13 protein-coding genes are annotated in these 15752 nt (G+C 72.3%); 6 read left to right on the top strand and 7 right to left on the bottom strand.

Annotated elements, in window-relative coordinates; translation table 11 throughout:
• Nucleotide 1 precedes the first annotated feature (1 nt).
• The 4 genes from DK427_RS23170 to DK427_RS23155 all read right to left on the bottom strand — a co-directional run bounded on the left by DK427_RS23170 (nt 2) and on the right by DK427_RS23155 (nt 4342).
• Entirely contained in the window at nt 2–631 is a 630-nt protein-coding gene (locus DK427_RS23170) for a LemA family protein (RefSeq protein WP_109953440.1), read from the bottom strand.
• A gap of 86 nt (nt 632–717) precedes the next feature.
• The gene (locus DK427_RS23165) at nt 718–2985 is read right to left on the bottom strand and encodes a xanthine dehydrogenase family protein molybdopterin-binding subunit (protein WP_109953439.1); all 2268 of its coding nucleotides are present in this window, start codon (nt 2983–2985) and stop codon (nt 718–720) included.
• 105 nt (nt 2986–3090) lie between these two features.
• Entirely contained in the window at nt 3091–3630 is a 540-nt protein-coding gene (locus tag DK427_RS23160; protein WP_109953438.1) for a GcrA family cell cycle regulator, read from the bottom strand.
• Nucleotides 3631–3928: 298 nt separating this feature from the next.
• The gene (locus tag DK427_RS23155; protein ID WP_245930683.1) at nt 3929–4342 is read right to left on the bottom strand and encodes a hypothetical protein; all 414 of its coding nucleotides are present in this window, start codon (nt 4340–4342) and stop codon (nt 3929–3931) included.
• Nucleotides 4343–4860: 518 nt separating this feature from the next.
• Between DK427_RS23155 and DK427_RS23150 the strand changes: the two genes are divergently transcribed.
• The 3 genes from DK427_RS23150 to DK427_RS23140 all read left to right on the top strand — a co-directional run bounded on the left by DK427_RS23150 (nt 4861) and on the right by DK427_RS23140 (nt 8702).
• A complete protein-coding gene (locus DK427_RS23150; protein WP_425452496.1) occupies nt 4861–5385 on the top strand; it encodes a PRC-barrel domain-containing protein in 525 nt (174 codons plus the stop codon).
• A complete protein-coding gene (locus tag DK427_RS23145; protein ID WP_204165221.1) occupies nt 5382–6728 on the top strand; it encodes an MFS transporter in 1347 nt (448 codons plus the stop codon). Before DK427_RS23150 ends, DK427_RS23145 begins: the two co-directional genes overlap by 4 nt.
• Before the next feature lie 210 nt (nt 6729–6938).
• Entirely contained in the window at nt 6939–8702 is a 1764-nt protein-coding gene (locus DK427_RS23140; protein WP_109953436.1) for an ABC transporter ATP-binding protein, read from the top strand.
• 52 nt (nt 8703–8754) lie between these two features.
• On the opposite strand, the gene DK427_RS23135 is transcribed toward DK427_RS23140, so the two are convergent.
• Entirely contained in the window at nt 8755–9150 is a 396-nt protein-coding gene (locus DK427_RS23135) for a response regulator (protein ID WP_109953435.1), read from the bottom strand.
• A 431-nt stretch (nt 9151–9581) separates the two neighbouring features.
• On the opposite strand from DK427_RS23135, the gene DK427_RS23130 reads away from it, so the two are divergent.
• Both DK427_RS23130 and DK427_RS26820 read left to right on the top strand, forming a co-directional pair.
• The gene (locus DK427_RS23130) at nt 9582–10373 is read left to right on the top strand and encodes a class II glutamine amidotransferase (RefSeq protein WP_109953434.1); all 792 of its coding nucleotides are present in this window, start codon (nt 9582–9584) and stop codon (nt 10371–10373) included.
• 78 nt (nt 10374–10451) lie between these two features.
• On the top strand, nt 10452–10613 hold the full coding sequence (locus tag DK427_RS26820) for a hypothetical protein (protein ID WP_204165220.1): 162 nt from the start codon (nt 10452–10454) through the stop codon (nt 10611–10613).
• A gap of 42 nt (nt 10614–10655) precedes the next feature.
• On the opposite strand, the gene DK427_RS23125 is transcribed toward DK427_RS26820, so the two are convergent.
• Both DK427_RS23125 and DK427_RS23120 read right to left on the bottom strand, forming a co-directional pair.
• The gene (locus tag DK427_RS23125) at nt 10656–12083 is read right to left on the bottom strand and encodes a DEAD/DEAH box helicase family protein (RefSeq protein WP_109953433.1); all 1428 of its coding nucleotides are present in this window, start codon (nt 12081–12083) and stop codon (nt 10656–10658) included.
• Between the two features lie 10 nt (nt 12084–12093).
• Nucleotides 12094–14883: a GAF domain-containing hybrid sensor histidine kinase/response regulator gene (locus DK427_RS23120; protein ID WP_109953432.1), complete on the bottom strand. Its 2790-nt coding sequence runs from the start codon at nt 14881–14883 to the stop codon at nt 12094–12096.
• A gap of 240 nt (nt 14884–15123) precedes the next feature.
• On the opposite strand from DK427_RS23120, the gene DK427_RS23115 reads away from it, so the two are divergent.
• On the top strand, nt 15124–15750 hold the full coding sequence (locus DK427_RS23115) for a metallophosphoesterase (RefSeq protein WP_109953431.1): 627 nt from the start codon (nt 15124–15126) through the stop codon (nt 15748–15750).
• The last annotated feature ends 2 nt before the right edge of the window (nt 15751–15752 follow it).

Here is a 15752-nt window from a genome sequence, read left to right as displayed (position 1 = left end):
CCTAGAACTTCACGTTCGGCGGACGCTCGGAGCCCGGCGTCGCCGCGAAGGTCTCCATCGGCTTGGCCTCGGGATAGAAGATGCTCGCGATCCAGCGTCCCGGAATCGTGCGGATCTCGGTGTTGTAGGCCTGGACCGCGCCGTTGTAGTCGCGCCGCGCCACGGCGATCCGGTTCTCCGTGCCTTCGAGCTGGGACTGGAGCGCCAGGAAGTTCTGGTTCGACTTCAGGTCGGGATAGCGCTCGACGGTGACGAGCAGCCGGCCGAGGGCGCCGGAGAGCTGGTTCTGCGCGTCCTGGAACTCCTTGAGCTTCTGCGGGTCGCTCACCGTCCCCGCGTCGACTTTCACGCTCGACGCCTTGGCGCGGGCCTCGGTGACGCCGATCAGCACGTCCTTCTCCTGCTGGGCGTAGCCCTTCACCGTCTCGACGAGGTTCGGGATCAGGTCGGCACGGCGCTGGTACTGGTTCTGCACCTCGCTCCAAGAGGCCTTGGCCTGCTCCTCCAGGGTCGGCACCCGGTTGATGGCGCCACAGCCGGAAAGGCCGAGCGCCAGCATCAGCGCGACGAGCGCGCTCGCGACCCGCGCCGCCACGGAGGTCGGCGCCACCGCACCCTGGATCGACGACATGCTACGCATCCCTGAACCGCGGCCGCACCGTCGCCGCACCCTCTAGATAGGCGCGCCGGTCCCGGGACCAGAGCCGGGCGCGCGCCTCAGAGCAGATCCTCGCAGCGGATCGGCAGGCGGCGCAGGCGGCGGCCGGTGGCGTGGTGCAGGGCGTTGGCGATAGCCGCGTTGACGCCAATGATGCCGAGCTCGCCCAGGCCCTTGACCCCCAGCGCGTTCACGCCCGCATCGTCGTCGCGCACGAGGATCGCCTCGATCACGGGCGGCACGTCCGCCGCGGTGGCGACGAGATATTCGGCCAGATCCGCGTTCGGGTAGGTGCCGCGGTCCACCACCGTCTCCTCCAGGAGCGCCGAGCCCAGGCCCCAGATCATCCCGCCGGCAAGCTGGCTGCGGGCGGCCAGCGGGTTGAGCACGCGGCCCGCCGCGAAGGCCCCGGTGAGCCGGGCGACGCGGATCTCGCCGGTCTCCTCGTGCACCCGCACCTCGGCGAACTGAGCGCCGAAGGCCCAGGACAGGGCGGCGCCGCCCGCGCTCAGCGCGATGTGCCCGGCCTTCACCGCCGCGAGGCCCTCCGGGCCGACGCCGTCCGGCACGAACTCGGCGACGGTCTCCACGCCGCGCAAGTCGAGCGCGGCGACCGCGCGGCCCAGCGCGACGCTGCGACCGTCCCGGGCGGCGAGAGAGCCGCCGGCGAGCCGGATGTCGGCGGTCTCGGCGCCCGCGAGCGGGCCGCCCTCGGCGGCGGCCCCGGCCGCGAGCCGCGCCCGCAGCGACCGGCAGGCCTGATCGAGCGCGTTCATCAGGCTCGTCGTGGTCGAGGAGCCGCCCGAGAGGCCGGCCGGCGGCAGGTCGGTGTCGCCGAGCCGGACGGTCACGCTGCCCACCGGCACGCCGAGCCAGTCGGCCGCCCCCATGGCGAGCAGCGTGGTGATGCCGTTGCCGATCTCGTGGTGGGCGCTCTCCACAGCCACTGTCCCGTCCGGGGCGATCGCGACGCGCATCACCGCAGGCGCGATCTTCACCGGGCGCACCGAGGCCGCGCAGCCGAGCCCGACGAGCCAGGCTCCGTCCCGCTCCGGCCCGGCCCGGCGGCGCCCCCAGCCGAAGGCCTCGGCGCCCGTCTCGAAGCAGCGGATCAGCGGTCGGGTGGTGAAGGGCTTGCCCGAGACCGGATCGGTGCTCGTGTCGTTGCGCCGCCGCAGCTCGATCGGGTCGAGACCGAGCACGGCCGCCATCTCGTCGACCGCGCTCTCGAGCGCGAACAGGTAGGGCACCTCCGGCGGGGCCCGCATCGGCCCCGGCGTGTTTCGATCGAGGCGCACCGCCCGCTCCTCCGTGCGGATCGCCGGGCAGGCGTAGAGGCTTGCGGTAACGTCCGTTCCTTCCATCGCGAAGGGATCGAAGCGCGAGGCGCCCATTTCGGCCTCGTGCACCAGGGCGGTGAAGCGGCCGGCACGGTCGGCGCCCAGGTGGATCTCGTGGCGCGTCTCGGGCCGGTGGTTGGCGATGGTGAAGCATTGCCGCCGCGTCGGCACCAGGGCGACCGGGCGTCCCAGGCGTCGTGCGGCGAGCGCGACGAGGGCGGTGTGCTGCGAGAGCGCGAGCTTGGAACCGAAATGGCCGCCGATCGGACCCGAGACCACGCGCACGTTGCCGGGGTCGAGCCCGAGCTGCTCGGCGAGGCCGTGCTTCAGGGCGCCGACGTAGCGGGTCGGCTCGTGTACGGTGAGGCGCTCGCCCTCCCAGAGGCAGGTGGTGGTGAACAGCTCCAGCGGGTTGTGGTGCTGCACGGGGGTCCGGTAGAGCGCCGAGATCCGGTGGGGCGCTGCGAAGAGCGCCGCGTCGGCGTCTCCCCGGCGCGGGTCCTCGTGCTTCTCCTTGAGGTCGGCGAGGCGGACGGTCTCGGCACCCGGCGCGTCGAGGCTCGCCGCGAAGGCCTCGGGCTCGTAGCCGACCGTCACGAGCGCCGCCGCGGCCCGGGCCGCCTCATCCGTCTCGGCCACCACCAGCGCCAGGATCTGGCCCGCATAGGCGATCCGATCGGAGCCGAGCGGCAGGTGCGAGCTGTTGGCGTAGCCGCCCGCCATCAGGTGCGCCACGGGCCGGATCCCGCCGGCGAAGTCCCGATGGGTGAAGACGCCGAGCACGCCGGAAATCGCGGCGGCCGCCGCCGTCTCGATGCCCAAGATGCGCCCCCGCGGGATCGCGCTGGTCACGAGCGCCCCGTGGGCGAGGTTCGGAAACCGGCGATCCGAGGCGTAGCGGGTTGCGCCCGTGACCTTCTGCAGGCCATCCACGCGGATGTGCGGGCGCCCGAGCAGCGCGGCGTCGGCGTGAACGGCTCCAGCCATGGCGGGTCTCCTCGTACCGGAGCCCGGGAGGTGTGGCCGGCCGGCGCCGAGACAATGCGCGCGGCGCCGATGTCGCGGTCCGAAGCCGCGTCCGGGACGCTTGCCTCAGCGGAAGCCGGCGACCCGGCGCTCGCGCTTGCGCTCGGTGGCGGGCTGGTAGGCGATCTCGGCGTGGTGGGTGCAGTAGGGCAAGCCGGTGATCGAGCGGGCGCCGCAGAAGCGGAAATCCGGTGTCGTCGGGTCGCCGAGCGGCCAGCGGCACATCGAGTCCCGCAGGTCCATGATCGTCACGCGCTGCGAGACGGCCAGCGCCGTGGGCGCGGCGGGGGACGGAGGCGGCGGAAAGGCGGGCGCGGGGCGGTGCGCGACGATGGCCACGGGCTCGGGAGCCTCGGCCTCCACCACGGCGATGGCGGTCTCGATCTCGGCGACCGGAGCCGGCGCGCGGGCTGCGCGCGACACGCTCTGGGCCTCCTCGCCGGGCTTAGCCCGGCCGGCAAGACCGAGCCGGTGCACCTTGCCGATCACCGCGTTGCGGGTGACGCCGCCGAGCTGAGCCGCGATCTTGCTCGCGCTCTGGCCGTCCTCCCACAGACGGCGGAGGAGCGCCACGCGCTCGTCGGTCCAGCTCAGGCCCGCTTCCATAGTCCCCCTCCCAACCCTGCGCGCATGCGCGCCGCCCGCGAGGACGGTCGGCATGGGTGAGCGCGCGTAGGGCCGCAATCCCAGGTTCCACAGCGGCCGGGGCAGCTGTGAACCGGTGCGGAAATCCTCAACGCACGCCGGTGGTCATGGTCGGCGGCGGCGCCTCGCCTCCGTCGACAGGGAGACCCTACAAGAGGGCTCGCGGCGGAGGCAAGGGTCGTAAAAGAGGGCTCGGGGTCGGTCGCGGCGGCTGTCCACCGGCAATGGCCGGGGCCTCACCGGCACCGGCCCGGCCCGCTCAGAACCGGCCGCCCATGCCCACGCCGCCGCTCGGCGTCAGGGCAGGGCTCATGGAGCCGGAGCTGGTGCCGCCCGCGGCGTTCCCGCCCTCGATGTCCTCGCGCCGGATGCGGCGCTCGGCCTGCGCGGCGGCGCGCGTCTCGCCGCGGGCATTCTTGGGCAGGTCGAGGGAGCGGGTCGGGGCAGTCTGGAGCGGGCGACCGTCCTCGTCGACATTGGCGCCGCGCACCGGACGGTTCGGCAGGCTGCTACGCAGGGAGGGCGGCGGCCCGACATCGCCCGCCGGCATCACGCCGCCGCTGCCGCTGAGCGCCTGGCAGCCGCCGAGCGCGGCGAGGCAGGCCGTCAGCAGCGCGATGCGCGTCGGCGTGAGACGGGACGGCTGCGCCGGAGAGGCAGGCGACGGTGACATGGCAGGTCCTCGGGATCGCGACCGCGTTGAGTTCATCGCGGCTCGCATCGTTGCTCCGGCCTGTCTATGACGGAGATTGCGCGAAAACCAAGACATCGCGGCGGGGCCACGGCCCTCATCCGACGCGTTTCGGTGGGTGGCGTGGCGCGCGGGCCCGGATCTTGCCCGCAGACCATGCTCTCAGGTGCGGCCTGCGCAGTTGCTGGCCGTCCGCGGCCGGAGCCCGGCCGATCCATAACTTCGCCCAGGTCGGCGTGCAGACAGTGCCCGTCGGCGGGCCGGAACCCGCCGGAACGGCCGCGGTTGTGCCGGCAGCCCGAACGACCCCGAGAAACCGAGGCCCCCGCGTGTTCAGACTCGACCGGATGATCGCGACCGCCACGATCACCCTGTGGGCGGCCGTCGCCGCGGCGCAGACCGTTCCGAGCGGGGAGGGGCCGACTGCCCAACCTCCTGCTGCCCCGCCGGCGCAAGCCGTCCCCCCGCCGCCTCCGCCCGCTGCGCAGCCTCCGTCGGCCGTGCAGGCGCCATCCCCCGCGCCGGCTCAAGCACCCGCCCAGGCCCCGACCCAGCAGCAGGGCACGCCGGCGACCGTGCTCGACACGCAGGATTACGAGACCCTGCTCGGCAAGGGCGTGCGGGGTGCCAACGGCGACGAGTTCGGTCGCATCATCGACGTCGTGATCGACCGGGACGGCCGGCCCCGCGCCGCGATCATCGATTTCGGTGGCTTCCTCGGTGTCGGCTCGCGCAAGATCGCCGTCGATTGGCGGGCGCTGCGCTTCAGCACCGACGGCAAGGCGGGCCGTATCTCGCTCCAGCTGAGCCGCAATCAGGTCCGCGTCTCGCCCGAGTACAAGGCGGGCGACCCGATCGTGGTGCTCGGTCCCGCGAGCCCGGCCGGGCCGGAGGGCGACCAGGCGGCCCAGCCCTCCGCCTCCCAGCCCGTGCCGGCACCCGCGGCGCAGACGGCGCCCGTGCCGGCCTCGCCCGCGCCCACGCAGGCACAGCCGGCCGCGCCCGAGAAGGCTCCCGATAAGTGACGGTGGCGCGTACGAAGAACCGGCGGGTGATCCCCCACCGCGAGCGCGAGTTGCCGCGCCACGAGGCACGGACGCGACCGGTCCGCCTCAAGGATGCCGCTCCGGATCCGGTGGTGCCCGCGATGCCCGAGCCCGCGCCGACGAGCGGCGCGGTCTCCCGGGGCAGCCGGCGGGGCCTCGACGCCTTCGCGTTCTTCGTCGCGAATCTGCAAACCGGCTTCGGCCCGTTCCTCGCGGTCTACTTCTCCCAGGCGCAGTGGACGCAGTCCGACATCGGCTTCGCCCTGACGGTGGGCAGCCTCGTCAGCCTTCTGGGTCAGGTGCCGGGCGGCGCCTTCGTGGACGCGGTGCGCTCGAAGCGCTTCGCGGCCGGCGTCTCGGTGGCGGCGATCTCGGCGAGCGCGCTGGCCCTCGTCGTCTGGCCGAGCTTCCTCATCGTGCTGCTCGCCATGGCGGCGCACTCGGCGGCGAGCTGCATCCTGACGCCGGCGATCGCCGCGATCAGCATCGGCCTCGTCGGTCACGCCCGCGCGGGGGAGCGCCTCGGGCGCAACGCGAGCTTCCAGGCGATGGGCAATGCCTGCGCGGCGGCCGTGATGGGCGCCTGCGGCTACTACCTGTCGAACGGCGCCGTTTTCTACCTTACCGCCGCGCTGGTGCTGCCGACGATCATCGCGCTCTCCTTCATCCGCGCCGACGAGATCGACGCGAACGTGCGAACGCAGGACGTGGCGCCCGCCGAGAGCGGGGGGCTGCGCACGCTCCTCACCAACCGGGGCCTGCTCGCCTTCGCCGGCTGCATGACCCTGTTCTTTCTGGCGAACGCCGCGATGCTCCCGCTCGTCGGCAGCGCCCTGACGCTGCGGGCGAGCGAGACCGCGACGGCGCTGGTCGCCGCCTGCATCATGGTCCCGCAGGCGGTGCTGGCGGTCTGCGCGCCCGCGGTGGGCCGCGCCGCCGAGCGTTACGGGCGCTATCCCGTGCTGCTGGCCGGCTTCGCCGCGCTCCCCCTGCGCGGCCTGCTCTTCGCCTACACCACCGACCCCTACCTACTTGTCGCGATCCAAGTTCTCGACGGCGTCTCCGCCTCGGTGCTCGGCGTGATGGTGCCCCTCGTCGTCTCTGACCTGACCCGGGGAACCGGCCGGTTCAACCTCGCGCTCGGCGCGGTCGGCACCGCCATGGGCATCGGCGCGGCGCTCTCGACCTCGCTGGCCGGCGTCATGGCCGACAGGCTCGGCAGCCACGCGGCCTTCCTAGGTCTCGCGGTGGTGGGACTCGCCGCCTTCCTGCTGGTGGCGCTCGCCATGCCGGAGACCCGCCGGGAGCCGCGGGCGGCCTAACCGCGGCATCGGAATCGCATGTCGGTCAAGCGACGTTCAGATTCTGCAGGTAAAACGAGCTAGGGGGCTGATCGCCGCGGCTCATTGCAACATATGGTGGCGCTGTCGCGTTGCTGCCGCGGGCTGGCCCGCCCGCGCTCACGTTTCGTCCGGCCCCGAACACCCTGTCCGCCGCGCATCCGCGTCGTTTGAAATCGAGATCCCATCGCGATGGAAGACCTCTGCCAATACGCCGACAGGCCGTTCGCCTTCGTGGGGCGCTACCTGAAGCGCCGCTGGCTGCCGCACCTGGTGATCCTGATCTCGGTGCTCGGCGCCGTGGGCTTCTCGGTGAGCACCGACTACGCGCTGAAGGGCGTGGTCGACGCGCTCGGCAAGGGGCCGGAGGCCAACCTCGTCTGGGGGGCGCTCGCCGTCCTCATCGCCTTCATCGCCGCCGACAACCTGCTCTGGCGCGTGGCCGCGCTCGTGGGCGCCTTCACCTTCGTGGGCGTGACGGGCGACATCCGCCGGGACCTGTTCCGGCACCTCACCGGCCACTCGCCGACCTTCTTCTCCGACCGGCAGCCGGGCACCCTGGCCTCCCGCATCACGGCGACCTCGAACGCGATCTTCACGGTCGAGAACATGTTCGTGTTCAACGTGATGCCGCCCTGCGTCGCGGCGGTGGGCTCGCTCGTCTACATCAGCACCGTCAACGTCACGATGGCGGCCGTGCTCGCGGCGGTCTTCACCTCCGTCGTGGTGCTGATGTTCAAGATGGCATCGGCCGGCAAACCGCTCCACCACGACTTCGCCGCCAAGGCCGCGAGCGTGGACGGCGAGATGGTCGATCTCGTCGGCAACATGCCGCTGGTGCGCGCCTTCTCGGCCTTCAAGCGCGAGGGCATCCGCTTCGAGGGCACGATCAAGACCGAGATGAGCGCCCGGCGCTCCTCGCTGCTCTACCTCGAGAAGCTGCGCATCGTGCACGCGGTGCTCACCGTGCTGGCGATCTTCGGCCTGCTCTACTGGGCGATCTCGATGTGGCAGGTTGGCCAGGCCACGAACGGCCAGGTCGTGCTGGTCTGCACGCTCGGCATCCGCATCCTGGCCGCGACCCGCGACCTCGCGGTGGCGCTGGTCGACGCCACCCAGCACACCGCCCGCCTCTCAGAGGCCCTGCACACCCTGCTGCAGCCGCACGACCTCGTCGATCACCCGGAGGCGAAGGCGCTGACCGGGCAGGGCGCCAAGATCGACTTCCGGCACGTCGCCTTCGACTACCCGGACGGGCGCTCGGTCTTCACCGATTTCGACCTCGGCATCGAGCCGGGCCAGAAGGTCGGCCTGGTGGGCAAGTCGGGCGGCGGCAAGTCGACGCTGTTCTCGCTGATCCAGCGCTTCTACGACGTGAAGGGCGGCCAGATCCTGATTAACGACCAGAACATTGACCGGGTGACGCAGGAATCGCTGCGCGAGGCGATCACCGTCGTGCCGCAGGACGTCTCGATGTTCCACCGCAGCTTGCGCGAGAACATCCGGTACGGCCGACCCGAGGCGAGCGACGAGGATGTCTGGAAGGCGGCCGAGGCCGCGCACTGCACCGACTTCATCAAGGCGCTGCCGCAGGGGTTCGACACGATCGTGGGCGACCGCGGCGTGAAGCTCTCGGGCGGCCAGCGCCAGCGGATCGCCATCGCCCGCGCGATCCTGAAGAACTCGCCGATCCTGCTCCTCGACGAGGCGACCTCCGCGCTCGACGCCGAGTCCGAGGAGGCGATCCGGCACGCGCTCGCTAACCTAATGGAGGGCCGCACCGTGATCGCGATCGCCCACCGCCTCTCGACGCTGAAGGATTTCGACCGGATCGTCGTGCTGGAGGGCGGGCGCATCGTGCAGGACGGCTCGCCCGAGAAGCTGACGCATCTCGACGGCTTCTACCGCGAGCTGATCAAGAAGGAGTCGCTGTCGATGTCCCAGGCGGCGGCCTGAGCCGCCATTCCGGGACATCGAAGGCGAGCCCGGGATGCGCGGGCGGCGAAGCTCAGGCCGCGCGAGCGGCGGCCAGCGTCGCGTGCTCGGCCTGGACCAGCACGTCGAGCGCGCCCCAGGGCTTGCGGATGAAGACGGCCTCCTTCGGCAGGCGCGCGTCGTCGCGGGCGTCGTCGCCCGAGGTCACTACCACCCGGACCTCCGGCCAGCGGTCCTCGACGGTACGGGCGAGCGAGATCCCGTCCATCGCGCCCGGCAGGCGGACGTCGGCGAAGAGCAGCGCGACGTTGACGTCACTGCGCTCCAAGATCGAGATCGCGTCCTCGGCGCTTGCGCACGCGATGACGTCGAGGTCGGTCTCCTCCAGAACCGCGGCGGCGAGGTTGCGGACCGCGTCGTCGTCCTCCACCACGAGGGCGACGGGACAGTCTGGCAGTGCTTGACCCATGGGGTCTCCTTCGATCTGAGAGATGCCGGTCTAACGCCTTCACGGACGGCCTCGTTGGTGGGCCGCTGATTCCCCGATTCGGCAATGGTGCGCCGCCTGGAACCCCGGAACAAGAGTCGGGCGGCGGTCGATGCGCGTGCGGCGGGGCGGGCACGCGCGCTCGAACGTGATGCCGGCTCGCCCCACTGTGCCGGCAACGCATCAGACCGGCCGGTGTTGCGGCACGTTAAGAACCTGTTCACCCTGTCGCCCTGTAAATCACGGTTCCATGACGGCGGGTATCGAAACGGTACGCGCCTTGCCTGTCGGACAGGATGGGACCGGACCTGCGAGCCGGACGAGCGTCGCGATCGCGCCGCATCCGCATCACGCGGTTGGCGCAAATGGCGTGCTCTGTGCCGGATCTCGCGAACAGGAGGTGTGCGTCAGCCATGTGCCGCTTTCTCGCCTACAGCGGTGAGCCGGTCTTTCTCTCCGAACTGGTCTGCGCGCCCGCGCACTCCCTGGTGCACCAGTCGCTGCACGCCGACGAGGGGAAGACGGAGACGAACGGCGACGGCTTCGGCATCGGCTGGTACGGCGAGCGGGCCGAGCCCGGGGTCTACCGGGACATCTCCCCGGCCTGGTCGGACGAGAACCTCGTGAACCTCTGCGGGCAGGTGCGGGCCAGGACCTTCTTCGCCCATGTGCGGGCCGCGACCGGCACCGCGACCGCGCGGGCGAACTGCCACCCCTTCGCCCACGGCCCCTACCTGTTCATGCACAACGGCCAGATCGGGGGCTATCACCGGATCAAGCGTCGCCTGGAAGCGCTGATCCCGGACGAGTTCTACGACCGCCGCCGCGGCAGCACGGATTCCGAGGCGATCTTCCTGCTGGCACTCGCCAACGGGCTCGCCGACGACCCGGTCGGCGCGATGGCCGAGACGCTGGCGCAGGTCCGCGGTCTGATGCAGGCGGCGGGCGTCTCGGAGCCGCTGCGCTTCACCGCCCTCCTCACGGACGGCGAGACCCTCACCGCCTACCGCTGGGCCTGCGACGGGCGCCCGCCGAGCCTGTACTACCGCGAGACGGAGACCGGGCTCATCGTGGTCTCGGAGCCGATCGACGGGTGCCGCGAGGGCTGGACCGTGGTGCCGAAGGGCGGGACCCTGAGGGCCCGCCGCGGCGGTGCCGTGACGGTGCGGGGCGCGGAACCAGTGCGGACCCCCGTCGCTGCCTGATCCGCGCGGGTGGCAGCAACCCTTCCGGTGAACGGACGCGAGTCCGGCGCGTTTCCCGCCGAGAGACGGAGGGAACCCATGCAGCAGACCGAGTACGGCCGCACCGCGGCCAACACGCCCGACCACCGCTCGGGCCAGAATGTCGATACCCAGGACCAAGTGTCGAGTGTCACCCTGCTGGGCCTCGCGGCCGCGGGCGCGGCGGTGTCCCTGCTGCTCGTGCACCTCGCGGGCGGCTGACGCGCCTGACGCCGTGGCGCGCTCCGTCCCGCGCGGGGCGCGTCAGGCCGCTCGCGCGATGCAGGCCGCGATCGCGTCGATCATCCCCGTATCCTCGCCGGCCATCGCGTCCATCGCCGCCATCCGGCGCAGCACCGTCGCGGCGATCGCCTCCTCGACGGTGTCCTCCGCGTAGGCGTAGTGGATCACCGCGGCCTCGCCGTCGCGGTGGCAGCGGCCCTCGATCTGGGCGAGCTGGATCGCGCTGTGGCGCATGTCGTGGACGACAAGAGCCCGGGTCCTCTCACCGCCCGGCAACTCGTTCCGATGCAGTGAGATCGATTCGGTGACCGTGAAGACGACCGCGTCGAGGGCACCGGTCTGGAAGGCGAGACGGGCCGCCTCGTTCTCCTCGGCCGTGCGCGTGCCGTCGATCGCGTCGACCCGCCAGCCGCGCCCCCGCAGGGTCTCGATCAGGGAGGCGCCCGTCTCCAGAAAGGCCACCGAGAGCGCCACCTGCTCGCCCGCCTCCAGCAGAAGCTCGGCGAAATCCGCGGTGCCGGCGACGCGCAGCAGGCTCGCCTTCTGGCGGAAGCGCAGGTCGGCGGCCCAGCCGGCGGGGCGCCGGTTGCTGCCCCCGGCCAGCCCCCATTCCCGGCGAAACTCCCGCCAGGTCGCGTCGTAGAGGCGGCGCGCGTCGGGCCTCAGCGCGGTCGGCGCCAGTTCCCGCTGCACCTCCGGCCAGCCCGCGATGTCGGCCGGGCGGCGGCGCAGGCCGATCGCGCGCGGGCCCGTGTAGAGAAGGTCCGCCATCACCGCACAGTCGCGGGCGTTGGCGCTCCACGACCAGTTCACCCAGCGCCCCTTGGCGCGGCCGATGCCGAGGCGCTGCATCAGGGCACGGAAATCCGCGAGCGTCTCGGTCGGGCTGCCCACCGCGTGGCCGAGCAACCGGCCGAGATAGCCGAGCTCGTGCGGGGCCTGGCCCGCGGTGGCGCTCATGTAGACCGTGAAGGTGGCCGCGTCCGCGAGTTGGCGGCAGACCATCGTCTGCTGGGCGTAGGGGTTGCGCAGCCGGTGGCTCTCGTCGAACACCACCAGCGGCCAGACGCGCTTCAGGCTGCCGTGCTTCGCCAGCTCGTTGTTGCGCGCCCGGGTCGAGCGGCGGGTGCTGACCTGCGGCGGGGCCATCAGCGCCTTGGTGCGCTCGTAGTTGACGAGCGTCACGTCCTTCGGCGCAAGCCCCGCGTCGCGGATCGTGCGGCGCCATTGCGGCATGGCGCCCTTGGGGCAGACGACGAGCACGGCCGGCTCCGGCATCGCGGCGAGCGCCGACCAGACCGAGAGGGTCTTGCCGAGCCCCGTCATGTCGCCGAGGAGGAAGCCGGGCCGGCCCGCCGCGCGCGCCGCGAGGATCGCGCGGGCGGCCTGCGCCTGATGGGGCCGGGGGACCAGCGCGAGGCCGGAATCCGGCACCGGGTCCAACGCCATCCGCGCTGGCTCAGGCGGCGCGCAGCTGCGCGATTTCCGCCAACACCGCACTCCGCATGGCGTGCAGGCGGGCGAGCGCCGGCGCATATCCCTGCCGCGTCTCACACGCTTGCTCCACCTCACGGCAGAGCCGAGCGAAGGCAGTGAAGCCGAGCACGCCGCTCGCCGAGATCATGGCGTGCGCGTCGTGGGCCAGTTGCTCGGGGCCGGGCGGCGCGTCTTCCGCGCCGAAGCGCTCGGTAATCTCCTTGGCGAGGGTGGCGAGGAGCTGGCGCATTCGCTCCGGGCCCAGCACGGCGGCGACCTCGCGGTAGGTGTTGAGGTCGAGCGTCCCCGTCACGGCCCGCGGCGGCAGGTCCTGGGGCGCCCAGCGGTCGATAATCGCGTAGAGCGCGGCGCGCTTGAAGGGCTTGCCGATATGGTCGTCCATCCCGGCCTCCCGGAAGGAGGCGACTTGCTGGGGCAGGACGTTGGCGGTCATGGCGACGATCGGGACCCTGGCGGAGGGGTGCGCGAGCGCGCGGATCGCCCGCGTCGCGGCGAGCCCGTCCATGCCGGGCATCTGCACGTCCATCAGCACGAGGTCGTAGCACCCGGCCTGGACCGCCGCGATCGCCTCCGGCCCGCTCTCCACCGCGTCGACCCGGTGTCCGGCGTCGCGCAGCACGGCCAGCGCCAGCTCCCGGTTCAGGGCCACGTCCTCGACGAGAAGGAGATGCCGGGGTCGGGCGGGCCCGGCCTGCTGGACCGGCGCCTCCTCCGTCTCCGCCGACCCGGCGACGGGCAGCGGCAGGCGGAACCAGAAGGTCGAGCCCTCGCCCACCGCGCTCTCAAGGCCGATCGCGCCGCCCATCAGCTCGACGAGCTGTTTCGAGATGGCGAGACCGAGGCCGGTGCCGCCGTATTCACGCTGGATCGTGCCGTCCATCTGGGAGAAGCGCCGGAACAGGTGGGCGTGCTTCTCGGCCGGGATCCCGATGCCGGTGTCGCGCACGGCGAAGCGCAGATGCGCCGCATCGGCCGGGCCGTCCAAGCGCGCGACGCTCAGCGTGACGCTGCCGGAGGCAGTGAACTTCACCGCGTTGTTGAGGAGGTTGAGCAGGACCTGCCGCAGCCGGTCCGGATCGCCGACGACGCGCTCGGGAAGGCCGGGCCCGGTCTCGACCGCGAGGCACAGACCCTTCTGCTCCGCCGCCGCCCGCATGATCGCCACGGCCTCGTCGGTGACCGCACCGAGCCCGAACGGCTCGGCGGCGAGTTCCACCTGTCCGGCCTCGATCTTCGAGAAGTCGAGCACGTCGTTGACCACGGTGAGCAGGCTCGAACCGGCGCCGCGGATGCGCTCGGCATGGAGCCGGGCCACCGTCCCGGGCTCCAGCTCGTCCACCAGGAGTTCGGCGTAGCCGAGCACCCCGTTGAGCGGCGTGCGGATCTCGTGGCTCATCGTGGCCAGGAAGTCGCTCTTGGCGGCGCTCGCCCGCTCGGCATCGCGCTGCGCCGCCTCCGCGGCGGCCTTGGCCCGCAACAGGGCGTCCTCGGCCGCCTTGCGCGCCGTGACGTCGATGTTGAGGCCGATCACCCGCTGCGGCGTCCCGTCCGCATCGTAGAGGGCGCGCCCGGTCCCGAGGATCCAGCGCACCCCGTCGGGCGTGGGGATGCGGAACTCGACCGCGAAGCTCGTGTGCTGCTCCGCGGCCGCCGCGGCGGCAGCGAGCGCCGCCGCGCCGTCCGCGCGATCAATCATCGCGAGCCACTCCTCGGTGCCGAGCACGTAGCCGCTCGGGGCGTCGATGCCGTGGAGCTTGGCGCTCTCGGCCGACCACGTGATCCGGCTGGAGGCGAGGTCGAGATCCCAGGTGCCTGCGCCGGCCGAATCCTGGGCGAGCTGGAGGAGCTTGCCGGTTTCAGCCAGCTTGCGCCGGGCCGTGACGATGTCGTCGATGTCGAGCGCCGTGCCCAGCATCGCCACCATCTCGCCGCGCTGGCGGATCGGGATCATCACCAGCCGGTGCCAGCGATAGGCCCCGTCGTGGCGGCGCAGGCGTCCCTCGATCTGGTAGGGGCTGCGGGTCCGGATCGCGGTGCGCCACGCCCGGTCCATCCGCTCCGCATCCTCCGGATGGTTGCGGGCGAGGCGCTCGGCGCGGGACGGCCCGATCGAACCGTAGAAGCGCTCGAACTGCTGGTTGACGTAGGCGTTCTCGCCCGTCTCGATCGAGAAGATCCAGATCAGCTGCGGCAGGGCGTCGGCGAGCGCGCGGTAGCGGGCCTCGCTCGCCTCGCGGGCGGCGATCTCCTGCTGCTGCCGGATATTGGCCTCCTGCAGGCGCAGCTGGCCGACCACGATGCCGGCGAGGTCCCGCAGCTGGTTTTCCTGCGCCGGGGTAAAACTGCGGGGCCGCGTGTCCATCACGCACAGCGTGCCGACCCGCAGGCCCGGGGCGACGATGAGAGGCGCGCCGGCATAGAAGCGGATACCCGCCGGGCCGGTGACGAGGGGGCTGTCGGCGAAGTCGGGGTCACACAGGGTGTCCTCGATCACCAGCGGATTGTCGGACTGGATGGTGTGGGCGCAGAACGCGCCCTCCCGCGGGATCGGATGCGCGTCGGCGCCGCAGGCGGCCAGCGGGCGCAGCTGCGTCCGCTCGACGAGGGGCACCACCGCGATCGGAGCGTCGAACAGGCTCGCGGCGGTCCGGGCGATCGCCGCCAGATGCGCGGCCGCCTCGCCCCCAAGATCGCCGAGCGCTTCGAGCGCGGCGAGGCGCCTGGCCTCGTCGGCCGCGACCGGAAACGTCATCTTACCGCCCCTTCCGCTGGCGTTCCCGGAGGCGCGCTCGCGTCGCCACCGGCATCACTCGTGGGAAGGAAAGCATTAACCGCGCCTTAACCTCGCGCGCGCCGACAAAAGTTTCGAAGCTTTGTCAGGCGGTGTGGCCGCGAGCCGGACGGGGTCGAACGCGATCGTGATCGGCGGTCCTGGCCCGGGCACCGCCCCGCGCCATCTTCGGCGGACCCGACCGAGGCCCCGCCGGACCGCATGCGCGTCTTCTTCACCGCCGACACCCATTTCGGGGATACCCACATCCTACGCCAGCGCGGCGCGCGCTTCGCCTCGATCGAGGCGCACGACGCGGCGCTGATCGAGCGCTGGAACGCGGTCGTCGGGCCGGGCGACGCGATCTGGCACCTCGGCGACTTCGCCGCGCACGCGGACCGGAGCTACTGCGCCGCCGTGTTCGAGCGGCTCAACGGGGTGAAGCGGCTGGTCCGGGGCAACCACGACAGCAAGCGGGTGCTCGGACTCGCCTGGGCGGACCCGCCCGTCGAGAGCGCCCGCATCACGCTCAAGGACGGCGCGGGCGGCATCTGCCGCCTGTTCCTGGCCCACTACGCCCACCGGGCCTGGCCCGGCCTGTGGCGGGGCACCCGCCATCTCTACGGCCACACCCACGGCACGCTGGAGGACACGCGCCGCTCCTGCGACGTCGGCGTCGATGCCTGGGACTACCGGCCGGTCGCCCTGCCCGAGATCGTCGCCCGGCAGGAGGCTGCGACCCGCCTGCCCGAGGAACTCGCCCGGGACGCGCGGCGCGCGGACGCCGCGGAGGGCCGCGACAGGATTCCCGGCCCGGGCTTGGAAAACGCGGCCGGTGCCGCAGATTGACA

It is taken from the genome of Methylobacterium radiodurans (assembly GCF_003173735.1).
GTDB lineage: Bacteria > Pseudomonadota > Alphaproteobacteria > Rhizobiales > Beijerinckiaceae > Methylobacterium > Methylobacterium radiodurans.
This window is presented reverse-complemented; position numbering and strand designations above follow the sequence as displayed.